The organism is Microbulbifer taiwanensis (genome assembly GCF_014904815.1).
Classification (GTDB): Bacteria; Pseudomonadota; Gammaproteobacteria; order Pseudomonadales; family Cellvibrionaceae; genus Microbulbifer; species Microbulbifer taiwanensis.
Genome location: NZ_JACZFR010000007.1, coordinates 170,313 through 188,243, shown reverse-complemented (window position 1 = coordinate 188,243; position 17,931 = coordinate 170,313). Strand labels below are relative to the sequence as shown.

The 17,931-nt window shown below is 58.3% G+C and carries 11 protein-coding genes; 2 read left to right on the top strand and 9 right to left on the bottom strand.

Going from position 1 to position 17,931, the window contains the following annotated elements; translation table 11 throughout:
* Positions 1-38 precede the first annotated feature (38 nt).
* Positions 39-965 carry a DMT family transporter gene (locus tag IG627_RS02740; RefSeq protein ID WP_193189659.1) on the top strand — a complete coding sequence of 309 codons (927 nt, stop codon included), beginning with the start codon at positions 39-41 and terminating at the stop codon, positions 963-965.
* A 3-nt stretch (positions 966-968) separates the two neighbouring features.
* Here the strand turns inward: IG627_RS02740 and IG627_RS02735 are convergent, their stop codons facing one another.
* The 4 genes from IG627_RS02735 to IG627_RS02720 all read right to left on the bottom strand — a co-directional run bounded on the left by IG627_RS02735 (position 969) and on the right by IG627_RS02720 (position 5,053).
* The gene (locus IG627_RS02735; RefSeq protein ID WP_193189657.1) at positions 969-1,841 is read right to left on the bottom strand and encodes a glycerophosphodiester phosphodiesterase; all 873 of its coding nucleotides are present in this window, start codon (positions 1,839-1,841) and stop codon (positions 969-971) included.
* A gap of 129 nt (positions 1,842-1,970) precedes the next feature.
* Entirely contained in the window at positions 1,971-2,609 is a 639-nt protein-coding gene (locus IG627_RS02730; RefSeq protein WP_193189655.1) for a vWA domain-containing protein, read from the bottom strand.
* Positions 2,609-4,015 carry a hypothetical protein gene (locus tag IG627_RS02725; protein ID WP_193189653.1) on the bottom strand — a complete coding sequence of 469 codons (1,407 nt, stop codon included), beginning with the start codon at positions 4,013-4,015 and terminating at the stop codon, positions 2,609-2,611. Before IG627_RS02725 ends, IG627_RS02730 begins: the two co-directional genes overlap by 1 nt.
* 225 nt (positions 4,016-4,240) lie before the next feature.
* Positions 4,241-5,053, bottom strand: a complete 813-nt coding sequence (locus IG627_RS02720; RefSeq protein ID WP_193189651.1) for an AraC family transcriptional regulator — start codon at positions 5,051-5,053, stop codon at positions 4,241-4,243.
* 137 nt (positions 5,054-5,190) lie between these two features.
* On the opposite strand from IG627_RS02720, the gene IG627_RS02715 reads away from it, so the two are divergent.
* A complete protein-coding gene (locus IG627_RS02715) occupies positions 5,191-6,168 on the top strand; it encodes a threonine dehydratase (protein WP_193189649.1) in 978 nt (325 codons plus the stop codon).
* A gap of 207 nt (positions 6,169-6,375) precedes the next feature.
* Here the strand turns inward: IG627_RS02715 and IG627_RS02710 are convergent, their stop codons facing one another.
* The 5 genes from IG627_RS02710 to IG627_RS02690 form a co-directional block, all read right to left on the bottom strand.
* Positions 6,376-7,245, bottom strand: a complete 870-nt coding sequence (locus IG627_RS02710) for a tetratricopeptide repeat protein (protein ID WP_193189647.1) — start codon at positions 7,243-7,245, stop codon at positions 6,376-6,378.
* 404 nt (positions 7,246-7,649) lie between these two features.
* Positions 7,650-14,516, bottom strand: a complete 6,867-nt coding sequence (locus IG627_RS02705) for an NHL domain-containing protein (protein ID WP_193189645.1) — start codon at positions 14,514-14,516, stop codon at positions 7,650-7,652.
* Positions 14,517-14,764: 248 nt separating this feature from the next.
* Positions 14,765-15,886: an ABC transporter permease gene (locus IG627_RS02700; protein WP_193189643.1), complete on the bottom strand. Its 1,122-nt coding sequence runs from the start codon at positions 15,884-15,886 to the stop codon at positions 14,765-14,767.
* Positions 15,883-16,833 carry an ABC transporter ATP-binding protein gene (locus IG627_RS02695; RefSeq protein ID WP_226864630.1) on the bottom strand — a complete coding sequence of 317 codons (951 nt, stop codon included), beginning with the start codon at positions 16,831-16,833 and terminating at the stop codon, positions 15,883-15,885. Before IG627_RS02695 ends, IG627_RS02700 begins: the two co-directional genes overlap by 4 nt.
* Positions 16,823-17,878, bottom strand: a complete 1,056-nt coding sequence (locus tag IG627_RS02690) for an HlyD family secretion protein (RefSeq protein WP_319024479.1) — start codon at positions 17,876-17,878, stop codon at positions 16,823-16,825. Before IG627_RS02690 ends, IG627_RS02695 begins: the two co-directional genes overlap by 11 nt.
* Between the last annotated feature and the right edge of the window lie 53 nt (positions 17,879-17,931).

Sequence of the window (17,931 nt, the reverse complement as noted above, 5' to 3'; positions counted from 1 at the left end):
CTATACTGTCAACACTCCCACTTCGCAGCCGACGGGATATGACAGAAACACAATTGCTCCGGGGCGCCTGGTACACCACCCTATCCATGACAATGGTGGTGATAATGGCCACCATTGCCAAATGGGCCTCCCACGGCTTTTCCACTGAGCTGTTGATGGTGGTGCGCTGGGGCTCGGGGCTCGCGGCCTTCCTGCTGATATACCTGGTTTCCACCAACCGAGTTGGTCTCAAAACCCAACACCCGGCCAAGCAGATCGCCACCGCCCTCTGCTGGACAGGCGCGGTATTCTGCTACTACCTGTCGCTGCGCTATATCCCGATGATGGATGCCACCCTGCTGCTCAATACCGCCTCGTTGTTTGCACCACTGATCGCACGCGCTCTGGGCGGCAAGAAAGAGCCGCCGATGGTATGGGCGGGTATCGCCATAGGGTTTTTGGGTGTGTTGGTGGTATTGCGGCCGGGCGCCGCCATCTTCAACCCGATGGCAGCGATCGCACTGCTCGGCGGCTTGCTGCTGGCGCTGCGGATATACTTCAATGCCCAGCTGAACGAATCAGACCCCAAGCAACGCACCACCTTTTATTCGCTGCTGGTCGGTCTGTTGGCGTGCCTGCTGGTCTGGGTACTGAGCGGCACCCATATCGGCAATTGGGAGGGGCACCTGTTCAGCCCGCGGGAAATGCTGCGCCCCTGGCTGGTCGACAGTGTGATACTGGCCGCAGTAGTCGCCCTCGGCGCGGCGGCCATGTTGCAGAGCTACTTCCTGACGCTCGGCCTGCAGTACGCCAGCGTGGCCAGGGTTTCGCCTTTTCGCTATACCGCGGTCATTCTGGCCGCACTCCTCGACTGGGCCATCTGGGGGCAGGTGCCCGGAATACACGCCAGTATCGGCTTTGTCATTATTATTCTCGGCGGCCTCCTGGTACTGCGCGCCAGGCTCGAACAAAGCCCCTCGCATTGATGCTCAGCCGCCTTTGAGAAGCGCCATGAATTTATCCGGGCGGTCGGTAACCAGGCCGTCCAACCCCAGGTCGATATAGCGCCGCATATCCTCCGCCTCGTTAACCGTCCATGCGGACACATGCAGATTGAGCCTTCTCGCCGCGTACATAAAGCGCCTGGAAAAAACCGGGATGCCGTAGTAGCGCATCGGCAACTGCATTGTCTGGTAGGCGGGTCGCAGCAGTTTTTCCCCGTGCAGCAGCTGGGCGGCAAAGAACAGCATCGCATCCAGTGTCGCAGCACCGGTGGCGACTTCAGGACACAGGCGACGGAAGTGATTGATCACGCCCTGGTGGAAAGAGGAGACGATTACCTGGCTGCGCTTGTTCGACCTGCGCAGGCTCTCGCACATAACCTCCGCCGCGCGCCTCTCGCTGTTCTTCAACTCGATGATCATCGGCGTCTCCGGCAGTGCCGCGAAAGCCTCGTCGATGGTGACAATCTGCAGAGGCCGGTCGCGATAGGGATAGGTCTCGCCGTCCTGCGTCCAATGGTGCCCCATATTCAGCTGGCGCAGCTGCGCCAGTGTCTTGTCCCCGACGGCACCTTCACCATCTGTGGTGCGCTCCAGCTCCGCATCGTGTATCAGCACCAGGTGGCCGTCGGCGGTGAGATTGACATCTATCTCCAGCGCATCCACCCCCAGCTCGACCATTTTCTGCAGGTACAGCAGCGTATTGCCCGGGTAGAGGCCGTTGCCGGCCTCGTCGCCGTGGGCGATGACCAGTGGACTGTCTTTTTGCGGCAGGTTGAGCAGCGAGGGAGGGGCGGGGCGCGATCTGGCGTGGAGCCAGAGTACCAGCAGAATTACACAGAAAAGGAATAACCAGAACATCGATCACCAATATGGTTTTGCAGAAAACCCATAGTAGGAGCGGCCCATGGCCGCGATCGATCTATCAGATTCTTCTGGAATTCGATCGCGGCCATGGGCCGCTCCTACAGTGAATAGTCTAATAATCTGCTAGGGAAGAATTTTTTCCAGGCGCTCCAGGTCGTTGACCACCCGCCAGCTGCCGCCGCCCTGCTCCACCTTGCCCTGCCACGCCTGCAGGCGCCCCAGGTATTCGTTGGGGTCCATATTGTCGCTGCGCAGCTTGGTCACATTCAGGGCGACCAGGCTGAAGCCATCCAGCTGCAACGGTACGTCGCGGTTGTAGCCCTCCTTGATCTCTTCTTTCAGGTCGGAAAAGATCAGGATGGTCTTGCGCCCGGGCTCCTTCTCATTCAGGTATTCCACTGCCTGCAGCAGGCCGCCGGTGATATCCGTATAGGCGGCGGGCTTAGTCTCATCGACAAACTGCTGTATGGACTGCTGGAATGCCTGCTTCTGCTTGTTGGTCACGCTGGGCCTGTCGTCGAAGGTGACCTTGGCCTTGATATTTTTCTCGCTGAAACTGCCGGTGTTGATACTGGCCACCGCAAAGGTGTCGCCGGGATTCATCCTGGCCAGGGTGTAATTGATCACCTGCTGCGCTTTGTCCAGCTCCTGGGTATAGGTGCCGGAGGTGTCGATCAGCATATAAACACCCTGGTTGCGCGCCACCGGCTCGCCGCAGGCGGCCAGCAGCAATAGGCTCGCGATTGTTATCAGTCTTTTCATCAGGCCTCCTCCGCCGTTGCCTCGCTGGCCGAACCGGCACGCCAGTTGAAATACAGGTTCTCCAGCCACAGCGGCAGGAAAATCACAATATCGTACAGTCGCACCAGCAGGGAGCCGGTGCGCAGAGCGGCGGTACCGGTCAGGCGCAACACCACCGACAGGATGCGCAGGAAGAAGGTGGTCAGCAGGCCGATCACCGTGCGCGCCGAGGCAATAAAGTTCTCCAGCGGAATGGCGACAAAGGTGAGCGCAAACGGCAGTATAAAGCCCATACCCATCTGCGCCGCCGTGGTGATCCAGTAGACGCCGCTGGTGGCCGCCTCCACCTCACCGCCGCGCAACTGCGCACTGACCGCCAGGTCCTCCTGCATCAGTATCTCGCGCATAAAGGCCAGGCCGGCCTCCACCGAGGCGAGGAAAAACAGCAATACGAAAGCCGCCCACATCATACGCATACGCAGCTTGTCGCTCAGCGCACTGATCACCGGGAAGAGGCGCGTGATACGCAGGCACTCCATCACAAACAGGCCCATGGTGATTTCCACCAGGATAATCACCAGCGCGGAGATATCCGCTACCTTGAAGCTGCCGATGTAGCTGGTGCCGCCGACCATCTCGGTCATCGGCCGCGCTATCAGGTGAAAGTTGATCAGGGCACCGCCGACGGCAATGGCAAGCACAAAGGAAGCAATAAAGAATTGGACCAGGGAGGAGGAGGACAGCATGCGCAGGGCGCGGTCGCTGCCCTGTACAATTTCCTCGTAGCGCTCCATATGGCCGTCCAGCACCTTGGCGCGGTGGATCACCGAGTCGACACTCTTGTTGACCCGCCCCAGGGTGGACAACATGGAGCGCCAATTGGGCATCATGCGCTTCAGCAGCTGGTGGCGCTCGCGGGCGGACTCCCGGTAGGCCTCCAGGGCCTTGGCCTCCGCCTTGCGCATCGAGTGGTGGATGGTCTCCAATACATCCCCCACCACAGGGTCGCTCTTGGCGGGAATTTCCGCCACTGCCTTGATGGCCTTGGCCCAGTTGGTGGGCTCCGGCGGCACCTCGGCGCTGCGCACATAGTCCTCGTCGATGGCGGTCAGCTGTTCACACAGCTTGCGGTGCAGGGCCGGATACTGTGCCAGCTCCTTCTTCATCGTGGCTTCTATGCGGTCGAACTCCCGCTCCACATGACGCTCTGCCGCCTCGCGGCCGGCGGCCAGCAGCACCTCGCGGTTGCGATCCTGCAGCCGCTGTTCCGCGTTCGCCACCGCATTGGCGCCCAGGCGCAGGGACTGGTGAAAGAAGCGCGCCAGGGCGAAGACCCCCTGGTGCACCGGTTTGCGTGCGACAAACAATGCCACCAGCGCCAGCAGAAACCACAGCCAGAGCGGCAGGCTATCCAGAAGTTGAGTCACGGTTTTGCCTCCTCGAGAAGGGCCGGTTGGTCTCCATCCTAACAGCAGAAGGCAACACAATCGTCCAGAAGTTCACACTTTATACACGAGATAGATATGGCGCCATCGTATCATTTCTGGACGGATAAGGGCGGATTTGCGCGGACCGGGATGGCGTAGCCATCCCTGCTGCAACAGCTGGTAGCCAGGGCAGCCATGGGGCGGTTGCGGGTTTATTCACCAGGGTTAATGCGATCCCGCTGCTTCACACCTGAGTGCACTCGGCGCAACGCCCAAACGGGCCCGAAACACCGCCGTCATATGGGCATGGGAAGAAAAGCCGCATTCAATGGCGATATCGACCAGTTTCCTATCAGATACCCCCAGGCAACGCCTGGCACGGGCGATGCGTCGGTCCATCACATAATCATGCGGTGACTGTCCCAGCGCCTTTCTGAAGGCCCGCGCGAAATGCGCCGTGGAAAGCCGGCAGTGATTCGCCAACATGGAAACCGTCAGGGGCCGATCGAGCTGCTGTTCAATAACGGTTTGAATCGACTGCAACCGCTCAATCGAGAGGCCCTTTTCCACGACCGTAGCCGAAGGCGCGGACTGCAATACTTCCTGTGCAACACCGAGCAACTGAAAAATATGGTATTCAAGAGCAAACGCATCCGGCCTGTCGCTCCCGAGCAGCATCCGTCTCAATGCATGAGCGGCCCTGATTGAACGGCAATCCATCAGGTTGTTAAAGTCCCGCGCGACCACCGGAACAGTTTCTGGCTGTTCAAAAAAGGTGATTTTCAAATACTCGCCGCCCTGTTCCGATTGCGAGTAGACATCACAACCCGCCGGCAGGAAAGCCATACTGTTTGCCCTGGCGGCAAAGGCCCTCACAGCGCTGGTGGCAACGGCGTGCTCCCCGGACTGGGGTTCAAAGGCAAAGCCGATACTCGGCCTGTCCTGGATAAACCGGGCCGCATATCCCTGCCCCGGCAACAGCTGTATATCGGCCAGCTCACAGTGAAGCGTACGAAGAGGCTCCTGATGAATACTCATGGCTACCTGAAAACCGTAACGGATTGCTCCCGTACTTTTTAACCTGTCTCACTGAAAACTTAAAGATCAGATTTTTGAAAGCGAGACAGATTGGCGATCCACTATTCTGTGCGTCCCACAGTTTTCCTGGAGCCATCATGTCAGAATATTCACTGGAGGCGCTCGAACAGGCCAGCCGGCTCGTCTACCAGCAGATGTCACCTACGCCTCAATACGTATGGCCCCAGCTGTGCGAAAAACTGGGAGCGACACTGTGGGTCAAGCATGAAAACCATACGGCAACGGGAGCCTTCAAGATACGGGGAGGCATCACTTTCCTGGATTGGCTGTCGAAAGCGCATCCGGGGGCCAACGGCATCGTCACGGCAACGCGGGGCAACCACGGCCAGAGTCAGGCCAGGGCGGCCGGGGCCATGGGTTTAAAGGCCACAATCGTCGTGCCCCACGGCAATTCCAGGGAAAAGAACACCGCCATGCGCGCCTTCGGGGCCAAGGTCATCGAATTCGGGCAGGACTTTGACGAGGCCCGCTCGGAGGCAGCGAGACTGGCCGATGCCGAAGGCCTGTTTATCGTGCCGCCCTATCATTCCCGCATCGTGTCGGGAGTGGCCTCCTACGCGCTGGAACTCTTCACCGCGGCGCCGGAGCTGGATGTCGTCTATGTGCCCATCGGTTGCGGCTCGGGGATTTGCGGGGTGATCCGGGCCCGCGATGCGCTGAAACTCAAGACCGAGATCGTCGGTGTCGTCTCCACCGAAGCCGATGCCGCCAAGCAGTCATTCGAAGCGGGCCGCATCCTTGAAACCGCGACTGCCCGTACTTTCGCCGACGGCATGGCGGTCCGCTCGCCCGTCGAAGAGGCCTTTGAACTCTACTCGAAAAGCGCGAGCCGGATTCTCGCAGTCAGCGACCGGGAAGTGGCCGAGGCCATGCGACTCTATTACGCCTGTACCCACAACCTCGCGGAGGGCGCCGGGGCCGCGTCACTGGCGGCGGCCCTGCAGGAATCGCAGACATTGAGCGGCAAGACAGTGGGAGTGATTCTTACCGGCGGTAATATCGACTCGGACCAATTCGCGTCGGTACTTCAAGGCGATACGCCTCTGCCGGTGTGAAAAAGCCATACCGCCGGCAGCCCCCTATGGACCGGATCAGCCCCCGTCCGGCCACCAAACCCTCATTTCACGAAAACCTGGGCAACGGCAACCTCCGGGCAGCTTTCCGAATGGCCGGTATCCACTAACGGCCCTTCCCGGCTCGATTTTTGTTAGATCGGCCAAGCTCTCATAGCCGACGACTAGAGCATCCAGGCCACTCAGCTATCATTTAGCAGAAGAAGACTCCGATTCAAGCAACTGCCTGGCCTCTGAGAGCTTTTGGGCTGCATGCGGATAAGGGCCTATTTTCATTGCCTTCTCCCAATACTCCACCGCTTCTTCATAGCGTTTGTGAGCCATCAAAAACTGCGCATAGTTTCCATAATAAGTGGATTTATTGGGGCTATTCTCGATATTTTGCTTGAGCAGCTTTTCCTGCTCTGCGTAGTCTTTTGTGAACCTCGCTACCTTCTGGCGATGGATATTGATAAGATTCCTCTGGTGGTCGAAGGCAACCCGCTGCTCGGCCTCATCAAAATAGCCGGAAGCCCTGCCTGCATCGCGCATTTTCTCGGCAATAATGCCCCTAAAGTACCAGGAGTAGAAGCTATTCGGGTCCAGCTCGTGCGCCTTTCCCAGGGACTCCCAGGCCATTTTGTACTTACGCTGGATAATCAATATCCTGGCATAATGTGCGTGGGCCTGGCTCAGGTCCGGGGCAACAGACTTCGCCTTTTCAGCAAGATCGAGGGCTCGTTCAGCCGCCCCCGGAGCGAAGGTTTTTTCGGAATACCAGTCTCCAATCCGGTAGCCGGATACCAGTGTAGCCATTGATGCGCACAGGTAAATCCAGGGATCCTTATCGAGCCCATCAGTGGACAAATTAAGCTCCTCGACAACCTCCCCCAGCAGGTTCCTGTCAAATACATTGGCTTCAAGACGGAAGTATGCGTCTTCAAATGTTGAAGACGCATGGCTTGCCGGCGAAAACATAGCCATCGCTAGTATCGTTGATATAGCCATTACCATGAAGAATCGCATCAGATTTCCTGAAAACGAGCCCGCCGCGTTATTGCAAAGAAGAATATGCGCCATAAATAGATCCGCCCCCTTATTTGCCTTTATTCTTATCCCCTTTACTCTTCATATTTTCAAACTCTTGCGCTTAAATCAGTGTCATTCTGACCAAATCTGTAAATAACGTATGCCAGAAGAGTAAAAATCAGCCACTGAAGTAATGTAAATGTCCAGTAGGAGAACGCCTTCCCCCCCCCACCACTAATCCTTTGCAAAACCATCTTGTTGTAAATGAGATCAGAAAAATAAACAATCGATATATATATGATAAATGATAGAACAAGATTAAATCTAGAAACAAGCAACGCAATGCAAAAATACGATGGAAGCATTGAAAACGCTACGATAAAGTTATTTGAATAATTAACTCTCATCCGTTTCCTCTAAAACTTAAGCACATACCCATCCCATCTCAGCGAAGGTTAGTTCGCCGGGCACATTAAAGAATCATCCCAAACTTGATCTGGAACTCCATCCCCATCACAGTCCAACTCAGCACACCCGACCTTAGGAGAGTAAGTAAGCCCCCATATTACAAACCCAACAGGATTTGGAACCACTCGTCCGGTTTTTGGGTCGATTTTTGCGAGCTTACCTGAAACTTTTTCGACAATCTTACTCGCTGCCCTGTTTGCAGCTTGCTCCCCTGTAGTTCGAGGCGCGCTGCTCCCTCCAGGAGGCTCAGATATCGCCCCTCCTGTTCGGCCAGAACGTCCAGATTGATCAGTCGGTCCAGATCTATTTATTGTCTCCCCCTCTAATCCGTCAACATCAATAAAGTTAACCGAGTCGGAAAAAGAGTATGCAAATAGATTTATTCCGCCAAAAAACCGAATTGGATCCTTAGTCGTCCATCGCCCGGTTTCCGCATCGTAATCCCGAGCACCAAATCGCGTCAGCTGGGTATGCTGGTCGTAGATACCGCCAGCGAAACCAAACGGCTGAAAGCCGGGGTTTGTGTCCGTGATTATGTTGCCCCATGCATCGTAACTCATGCGCTGGGCAACCTCTCCCGTGCTGGCGTTGACAACCAGCCGAGGGCTGCCGAGGTGGTCGCTAATAATGCGATAAGTAGCACCGCCTTTGATCATGTAGACAGGCACGTTGGCTTTTTCGCCGTAAACGAAGCGAGCCGTTACATTACCGCTGCCATCTAGCTCGGCAACTGGGTTGAGCTGGTCGCCATAGAGGAATCCCTGAACCAGTTGGCCGCTGACCTTCTTACCAATTCGACGATCGCGTCCATCAATCAGGTATTCAATCTGTAAATCGCCAGGCAAGCTGGCGCTGATCAGGTTGCCGAACTCATCGTAGCCGTAACTGGTAACTGCACCGCTTTCGGCTTTACTCTTTAGCTCCCCGTTGGCGGTGTAGCTGTAACTGGCCTCTTTGTAGATGAGCAGGCGATCCTGTTCGTCATAGGCGGCGATCTGTTGGCCGTTTTCGTGGGTGCGGTTGCCGTTGCTGTCGTATTGCCAACTGGTGGTCACGCCATCGCGGGTTACGGACTTCAGACGACCCACGGTATCATATTCGTAGCTCTCAATTACCGTGCCGCCGTTCAGCGTTTCGGCTTTGCTGCCGATACGGCCGAGACTGTCGCGCTGGTAGCCGAAGCTGGCCAGGACACTGCCCGAAACCTCGCTATCCGCTGTCAGCAATTCGCCGAAGTCGTTATAGCCGTATTCGGAGGTGGTGTTGCCCAGTTCCGCATTCGTCAGCAACCCACTCTGGGCGTGACGGGTCTGGCTAAAAGCGCCGGCCTGGGTGAGCAGGCCGTCCTGGTCGTATCCAAAGCTAACGCAGTTGTCGGTGTTGACACACTGCTCGGTGAGCCAGAAGTTGTTGTCGTAGCTCCAGGAGACGCTGCCGGTGATGCTGCCGCCCCAGGTTTCGGACAAGGGCAGGAAGCCGTCGTAGGTGTAGCTCAGGGTGCCGCCGCCGGGGGCGGTGATAGTGCTCAGCTGGCCAGTGTTAGCTCCGTAGGCGTAGCCGTAGCTGCCGCGGGCGATGGTGCGGTTGGCGAGGCGGCCGCCGCTGTCATAGCCGTAGGCGATGCTGCGGCCGTCCGGGCGCTGGACCAAGGTCAGCTGTTTGTCCTTGTTGTACTGGTAGCTGGTTACGGTTTCCGCGCCGTCCAGGTCCGGCGGGGTGTAGTCCTCCTCCAAGTTGACGTCTGTGTAATTGAATATATGCGCCTCGCGCCCCGGCGGAGTGATCGCGGTCAGGTTGCCGGCGGGGTCGTACTGGTAGCCGACGCTGCGACCGTCGTGATATGTCTGGCGGGTGACACGGCCGGCGAGGTCGTAGTCGAAGCTGGTGGTGCGCTGCAGTGTGTCGGTGATGCTCTCCAGGAAACCGTCGGAGCCGTAGCTGTAGTCCACACTGCGCTGCTCCGCACCTGTGCCTGCAGTAGAGGCGACCAGTCTTCCGCGAGTATCGTAGCCGAAGCCGAGGGGCGCCAAACCACCAGACTGCTGGGATACCGGGCGGCCCTTTTCATTGAGCACCGTCGTGCTCTGGCGCCCTTCGGGTGTGGCGCTCAGCCAAGTGCGGCTTGCGGTGTCGTACTCAGCCGTTGTGGTGCGCCCGTTAATAGTGACCGTCTGACCCAGCGCGGTGTGGCTCAGCGGGTCTGCCTCGTCTGCAAGCTCCGCGCTTCGGCTGGTAGTGGTCACCTGCTCCAGGCCGGCGGGCGTGGTGACGGTGACATTTTCCGGGACCGGAGCGCCCATGCCGAAACGGGGATCGGGGCCGCGCTTTCGGTAGCTCTCGGTGCCGTCGGGCGCAATCGTAATCACATCGCCGCCCGTGCCGAACAGGGTTGTTGTCTCGGTGCCGTCCGGGTGGATATTAGTGCGCAGGCGGCCGCCGATGCTCTGTGGCACTACCTGGTAGCGGGTGGTGCGGCCCTCGGCGGAGGTCATACGGTATTCCTGGCCGGGGGAGAGGCTTTCCTTTTCCAGGGTCCAGCCGCCACCTGCTGCATTGATATCCGTAAGCAGGTAGCCCAGCTCGTCGTAGGTCATGGTGGAGCTGTGCTGGTTGGGATCGGTGAAGCGGGTAAGCAGGCCGTCTTCGGTATAGGCCATGGTGTAGCTTTCGCCAGCCGGATTGGTGACGCTGGCGAGGTAACCATTGGGGTCCAGCGCCAGGGTTGTGCGCTGGCCGTCGGGGGCGACTATGGCGCGTGGAGTTCCGTCGGGATCGCGCTCGATAATGGTGTTGTTGCCGTCGGCGTCTTCGATGCGAATTAGCAAGTTGTTGATATCGTAGCGGAAACGGTATCTCAAGGCACCGGTTGTGGTATTACGGGTTTCCAGGTGACGGCCGGAAATGTCAAAAAGGTACTGTTCCGAGCCATTTTGTGACGGCACCAGTAGGCTACCCGCTGCTACTGATTCTGTTATTTTAACATTGCGAATACGATTATTCGTGTGGTCCGCAATATAGAGCGTACCATCAGGCGCAAAGGCGAGTCCGAAAGGGTTTTCAAGGAATGCTTCTGCGGCCAGCACGCCGTCTTCACTGTAGCCGTCCGTAAGCGGTGTTCCCACCACTGTCTCCATAGCTCCATCCAGACCAACTCGCCGAATCGTCCAATTCCACATATCGGCAATATACAGGTTACCATCTGGACCAAAAGCGATATCTGTTGGGGAAACAAGCTGGGCATCTGGCGCCAAACGACCTTCTCCATACCCCCTCCACAAATTGGCACCATTCCCAGCTATTGTACTAATAATGCCATCAGACCCAATTCGACGAATGCGGTCATTGCCACGGTCTACAATGTAGATATCACCGTTTACGCCAAGTTCAATTCCAGATATAGAACTCAGCATTGCCTGGGTGGCTGGTCCTCCATCGCCGCTAAAGCCTCTCTCACCGATTCCGGCGATTGTGCTGATAATGCCCTCAGGGCTAACACGGCGGACACGATAGTTTGAGCTGTCTGCAATATACAGACTGCCGTCATCCCCGTAAGCAATACCTGAGGGACGATTCAAGGAAGCTTCGATAGCCAGTCCGCCATCACCACTGAACCCCCCGATACCATTGCCCGCAACAGTAGTAATAATCCCATTTAAATCAATTCGACGAACTCTGTTGTTCAGGGTGTCCGTAAAATATACGTTACCATCAGGTCCATAGACTACAGATTCTGGGTCACTTAGCCGGGCCTCGGTCGCAACCCCACCATCGCCACCATATCCACGATCGGCTCCTCCATCACCTGAACCAGCGATAGTGGTTACAACGCCTGTAGGATCAACCCGGCGAATTCTATGATTACTGTAATCCGCAATATACAAACTACCATCAGGGCCAAAATCCAAACCATGCGGCCAAGCAAAACTGGCATCTGTCGCCTGCCCCCCATCGCCGCTAAAGTTTCTATCACCGTTACCAGCTGTAGTACCAAGGACTCCGTCAAACACTGGCTGTCTTATTGCGGAGAAATAGCTTCCTGTTCCAAGCAAAAGGTTATGGCTATCCAAATCGTAACGATGCACAGGAGAGATCTGCCACCCACTAAATTCCTTTATTCCAGAATCGGCCGCCTTAAGAAACCTCTGATTTGATTGCCATAAAATGATTGGCTGACGTGCTGAGAGAGAATCACCCCCAGCAGAGCGGGTAATTGGTCCGTTGCCAACCCTCCCAAATGCACGCTCAAATTCATCCGGCTCATAATACACAGCCTCATATACATAACCGATACGGATAGTTGCCTTATGGTTGCCTGTTAGTTGTCGACCGTAAGAATCCTTCCCATCCCATACATAGCGATAGCTGAGATTGGCTTGTGGATTGAATCCATAACTAAAAGTACGACCAGCTATGGATACTCCCAATACAACGCTTTGCAGCGAGGCGGGGATCGTCTCCCCTGTAAGCTGAACATCCGCATAAGCCTTCCGCCCCCGTACCCGGTCACTGCGGTAGTTCAGAGTAAAAGATGTACCAGCAACAGGTATCCGCTCACGTAATATCTGTCCCTGGCATTCGATAATGGATCCATCTTCGCAATCCGGTTCGGATTCCGGTTCATCGGTTTCGGGTTCCGGTTCATCTGGCCTCTCCGCGTCTTCCGGCGGGCCATAGGGCCAGTTGCAATCCCAAGGTGTAAAGTGAGTTATGGGCGTGCGCCAGAGGCTCTTACCCACTTCATAGAGCTGCGCCAGCTGCCGCCGCTCGGCATCGGCAATTCCCAGTTCGTCCAGAGCAGCCGCATCGGCAGCAACCCCGCTGCCATCCACATCCAACTCGGCGATCCCATCGACAACGCCAATGATCTCGACCACCACACCGTTGTCCGAGGGTATCCACGCAGCCTTCTCCCGGTCGTACCAGCCGGCGGGCACTATGGTGCCGGCGGGGAATTCGAGGAAGTTGTCCACGTACACCGGCAGCGGCTGGCTGAAGTCCACGCGGGTGGCGCCGGCGGCGATGGCCTGGTCCACGCTGAGCTCGACAGCATAGGTGTAGCCGCTGGTGGGCGGCAGCGGGCCGGGCATGGTTTCCGGGCCGTTTTCGCCGACGGTGTATTCGGTGGCGCGCACGCTCAGCTGGTCGATGGACGTCACACTGCCGCCCGGCAAAGTCATTGTGGCCGTGGTACCGGCCGGGAATAGAATAGTGGCCTGGCGACTGCCGTCCTCGTCGGCCTGCAGGCTGCCCTGATGCACCTGGAAGGGCTGGCTGCTGTCGGTGAGGTCGATGGCGGTGACCTGGCTGTCCAGCGGGATCAGCACCACGTCTTCGGCCAGGGCGAAATCATTCCAGGGAGCCTTGACCCGACGCTGGGCAGGAAGAAAACCCTCTTTCTCATAGCTGATCACCAGGTAGCCACCGCCGTTGACGGCCATATCGAAGCCGCCGCTCTCGCGGCTCAGGGTGCGGCCGAATTCCGGGTGGTCCTTGATGGTGATGGTGACGCTGGGCAGCGGGTTGTTTTCCTTATCCCGCACTGTGCCGCGGATCACCGAAGCGCGGCGTTCCTCTATGGTTTCCGGGTCCACGCCGGTCTGTATCGGGTTGCTGCCGGTGTAGAGAAATTCGGTTGTGCTCTTGAGGCTGGAGGTGCCAGTGGTGTCTATCGGTGTGGCCACATCGATCGGGTCCGGGGGCAGCTGGCCACCGGGTTCGCAGCCTGTATCGTCTACTTGCGTGCCCGCGGGGGTGCCGGGACATTGGTCCTGTTCGTCGATAACGCCATCGCCATCGCTGTCGGCAGCAATCGTCAGGGTGATTTCGCTGCTGGCACTGTTGCCGGCGAGGTCGGAAACGACGGCTGCCAGGTTGAGCTGGCCAAGGGGGAGATCGCTCTGCGGAGTACAGACTGCTGCGCCGCTGTCCACCGTGCACTCGGCAGCCAGGGCGACACCGTTGGCGGTCAGTGAGAGGGAGGCTCCATCCAGGGCCAGATTGTCGGAAATCGAGAGGCCGATATCCGCGCGTCGGTTCAGCAATACGGTACCAGCGGCAGGTTCTACTATGGCGACAGAGGGCGGGGTCTTGTCCAAATTGATGGTGACTTCCACGCTGGCCGTGTTGCCAGCATTGTCTACGCCAGTGCCAATTATCAGTTGACTAGCAGCCTCTTCATCGACCAGTACCGGCTCACTGCAACTTTGGACACCGGCCCCGGAATCGCTACAAGTGAAGGTGACGGTCACATCGCTGTTATGCCAACCGTGAGCGTTGGGCTGGGGGGTCGCGTTGGCTTCGATCTGCGGTGCCGCGTTATCGTAGCCCAGTATTTCGACGACCAGACCGTGGTTTACGAGATCGCCGATCTCTACACGCAGCGTGTTGTCCGCAGCCAGAGTAACGCTTTTCTCTATCACTGCACCGGATAGCAGTAGTTCGAGGCCGGAAACAGCTACCTCGCCATTGAGGGTTACCTGGCTGAGCAGCCCCACTGGCCCCACGCAATCGCCGCTCAGTCCCAGTAAACTCAAGAGCTGATTGAGTATGTTCGACTCCCCATCGCAAAAACCGTTTTGCACCCGCAGTAGGTAGCCGCCGCCAGGTGCCGCGGGAATTTGACGGCTTTCGTTCAACGGTACGAGCAGTGAGGTGCGCACGAAAGGCTCGGGACCGTAAATGCTGTACTCGGTGGCCGAGGCAGGAGAACTCAGCACTGCCGAACACAGTAGTAAGAACGAAGCCAAGAGGGATGGAAACAACGCGGTCTTTTTTCGGCAAAAGAGAAGTTTCATTAATAGGAAATGAAAAAGATAGAAAGCCGGTCGAATAGCCGCTGAATAGAAGCGCTGCATGTTTCCCCCAAGAAAGCCCCAAAAGGCAAACGCCCGACAAATCGCCAGGCCAAATATCAATATGCCGAATTTCGGTATATTCAAGAGCGATGAATAGAATCACAAATGCGTGAGGATTGCTAAGACTGCGGAAACAGTAAGTTGATTTATACGCCAAACGATTTTTGACAGAGCAACTTTTAACCTTAATTTGTAATAGCGTGTAATTGATCGTTTACTAAATAGTCAGCCCAATGAACGAACGGGACTTAATCCAGCCTCTTACGAAAGCGCGCTATAGCCAGAGTCATCATCAGCACAATAAACACCACTAGCGCCAACCAGTCCGGCCACAGCTCCGAGAGATCGGCACCGCGCAGCATGACGCCGCGGATCAGGCGCAGGAAATGGGTCAGGGGCAGGAACTCCGCTATCCACTGCGCCGGCTTCGGCATACCCTCGAAGGGAAACATAAAGCCGGACAGCAGTATCGACGGCACGAAGACGAAGAAGGTCATCTGCATGGCCTGGAACTGGGACTGGGCGCGGGTGGAGATCAGCAGGCCCAGACTCAGGTTGGCGAGAATCAGCAGTATCGCCGACCAGTAGACATCCAGCAGGCTGCCGCGAATGGGCACCTGGAACAACAGCACCCCCGCCAGCAGCACCAGGCTGGTCTGGATAAGGCCGATGACGCCGTAGGGCAGCACTTTGCCCAGCATCAGCTCGGCGCTGCTGACCGGCGTCGCGATCAGGAGCTCCATATTGCCCCGCTCCCGCTCGCGCACTATGGAGATGGCCGTAAACATCACCATGGTCATCGTCAGGATGATGCCGATCAGCCCCGGCACGATATTGATTGCCGACACCCGCTGCGGGTTGTAAAAGGCCACCACGCTGATCGGCAGCTGCGGCAGCGGCACGGAGGCCCCCCTCCCCGCCGCCCCCCTGGGCTGGGCCGGCACGTAGGTGAGCGGCATCTGCGCCAATTGTATGGCGGCGTTCTGCACCACCGTATCGCTGCCGTCCACTAGCACCTGTACCGCCTCTTCGCCCTGGGTCCTGCGGCGCTCGAAATCCCGCGGAATCACCACGCCGACGCTGATCTCGCCGCGGCGCAGCATGATCATCAGCTGCTGTGGACTCCTGGCGTTCGCCACCGGCTCTATCACCCCGGTGGCCAATAAGTCCATGACCAGCTGGCGCGAGCCGCTGGTCTGCGCCTGGTCGGCGATGGCGGCGGGCAGGTGGCGCGGGTTGAGGTTGATGGCATAGCCGAATAGCATCAGCTGCACTATCGGCACGCCGACGATCATCCCCAGGGTGATGCGATCCCGGCGCAGTTGGCGCAGCTCCTTGATCACCACCGCCCAGAGACGACGCCAGTTCACGAGCCCTCCCCGACAGGCTCTTCGGGTGCCTGACTGGTCGCGGCGACAAAAACGTCCTCCAGGCTGGGCACCGTCGGGCGCACCTCGGCACGCACCTGCCGCTCGCCGAAGGCGCGCTCGATACGCGCCGCGCAGTCATCGGTCTCCTCGCACAACACTCGCAGGCTGTTACCGATCTGCGCCGCGCTGATCACGCCCGGCACCTGCAGCAACACCTGTTTTGCATGGCGCGGTCGCTCGGCGCGCACTTCCAGGGTGCGCCCTTCCAGCGCACCGGTCAGCGCCGCGGGGCTGCCGTCCGCTACCAGGCGGCCATGATCGAGGATCGCCAGCCGGTGGCAACGCTCTGCCTCGTCCATATAGTGGGAGGAAACCAGGATAGTGGTGCCGGCATCCGCCAGCTCGAACAGCTTTTCCCAGAAGTCCCGCCGCGATTCCGGGTCCACCGCACTGGTGGGCTCGTCCAGAAACAGCAGTTCCGGCTTGTGGATTACGCTGCCGGCTAGCGCCAGGCGCTGTTTCTGCCCGCCGCTCAGGGTAGCCGCCATCTGCTCCGCACGTCCGGCGAAGCCGTATTCCTGCAGCAGCTCCTCCACCCGCTGCCGCGCCTGCGCCGATGGCAGGTTCTGTACCGCGGCGAGAAAGTCCAGGTTTTCACGCAGGGTCAGGTCAGTGAACAGGGAGAATTGCTGTGTCATATAGCCGATATGCCGGCGCAGTTCCTCGGCCTGTTCGGGTATGCGCAGGCCGAGCACTTCGATTTCGCCGGCACTGGGTGTCAGCAGGCCGCACAACATGCGGATGCTGGTGGATTTCCCCGAACCGTTGGGGCCCAGGAATCCATACACCTGGCGGTGATTAACGGTCAGATTCAGGTTGTCCACCGCGCGCAGCGCGCCAAATTTCTTGCTGAGGTCGCGGGCGCGGATGGCGATGTCAGTTTCCATCGGTGCTTTCCGGAGTATTTTGCGGCGCACTTTCGCGGATGCGGTCAAACTCCGCCGACAGCGGCAGGCCAGCGGGCAGTTCCGCCGCGTCCTCACCCAGCTGGATTTCCGCCAGGTAACTGAGCCGCGCCACATCCTCACCGGTCAGCGCATAGTAGGGCGTAAAGCTGGGCTCACTGCGGATCATGCGCACTCGTCCGGCAAAGGATGTTTCCATTCCCTGGATATAGACCCTTGCTTCATCTCCCACCTGAATACCGGGCCGCAACAGTTGCGGAATATAGACGCGGGCATAGGGCGTTTCGCCGACCAGCATCACCGCCAGGGGACCGCCAATCGGCGCCTCATCCCCGAGCTTGAACGGCAGGTCGTCCACCAGCCCGCTGCGTGGAGCCTGCACTGTAAGCTTCTGTAACAGAACCAACTGGGCTTCCGCCTCGGCACTGGCCTGCGCCAGTGCAGCCTGCCCCTGGGCTATGTCTTCGCTGCGGGTTCCGCGCTGCAACTCCAGCAACGCAGCCCGGCTGGAGTCCACCTGCGCCGCGGCACTGTCGGCTGCGGCCTCGGCGCGATCGATATCCGACTGGGAGATATAGTCCTCTCCACCCAATTTGCGCAGGCGCTGGTAGTTTTGCCGGGCGTCTTTCTCCTCTGCGATCGCCGCGGCCAGGCTCGCCTCTGCGCGCTGGATTTCCTCGATGCGCGGGCCCACCTCCAGTTCATCCAGTACGGCCTTGCGTCGCGCCACCTCATCCCGCGCCGCGGCGAGCTGTGCCCTGCTGCGACTGGCATCCAGTTGCAACAGCACCTGGCCGTAGCCGACGCGCTCGCCTTCGCGCACGTGGATTTCGACTATTTTTTCCGCTGCCGGCGCTGGCAACGCTATACGGTCCCACTCCAGGGTTCCCAGCGCGCGATCGGGCTTCGGTTGGCAGGCGCCCAACAATGCCAGCAGTAGTAGCGGGTAAAGATAGCCCCGACGACCGGTGGCAGCCGGATATCGCCACAGTGGAAATTTCCTGGGCAGTGGATCAATTCGTTGCACTTAAATCCCCGACACCCTGAGCCGCCAGTATGCACTGCCTCTGATTGTAAACT

What these genes read in the sequence shown, in the direction of transcription:
- IG627_RS02715 (WP_193189649.1), top strand. Translation starts at nt 5,191, where the DNA reads ATGTCAGAATATTCACTGGAGGCGCTCGAACAGGCCAGCCGGCTCGTC.
- IG627_RS02695 (WP_226864630.1), bottom strand. Translation starts at nt 16,833, where the DNA reads ATGGAAACTGACATCGCCATCCGCGCCCGCGACCTCAGCAAGAAATTT.
- IG627_RS02710 (WP_193189647.1), bottom strand. Translation starts at nt 7,245, where the DNA reads ATGGCGCATATTCTTCTTTGCAATAACGCGGCGGGCTCGTTTTCAGGA.
- IG627_RS02735 (WP_193189657.1), bottom strand. Translation starts at nt 1,841, where the DNA reads ATGTTCTGGTTATTCCTTTTCTGTGTAATTCTGCTGGTACTCTGGCTC.
- IG627_RS02740 (WP_193189659.1), top strand. Translation starts at nt 39, where the DNA reads ATGACAGAAACACAATTGCTCCGGGGCGCCTGGTACACCACCCTATCC.
- IG627_RS02705 (WP_193189645.1), bottom strand. Translation starts at nt 14,516, where the DNA reads ATGCAGCGCTTCTATTCAGCGGCTATTCGACCGGCTTTCTATCTTTTT.
- IG627_RS02720 (WP_193189651.1), bottom strand. Translation starts at nt 5,053, where the DNA reads ATGAGTATTCATCAGGAGCCTCTTCGTACGCTTCACTGTGAGCTGGCC.
- IG627_RS02730 (WP_193189655.1), bottom strand. Translation starts at nt 2,609, where the DNA reads ATGAAAAGACTGATAACAATCGCGAGCCTATTGCTGCTGGCCGCCTGC.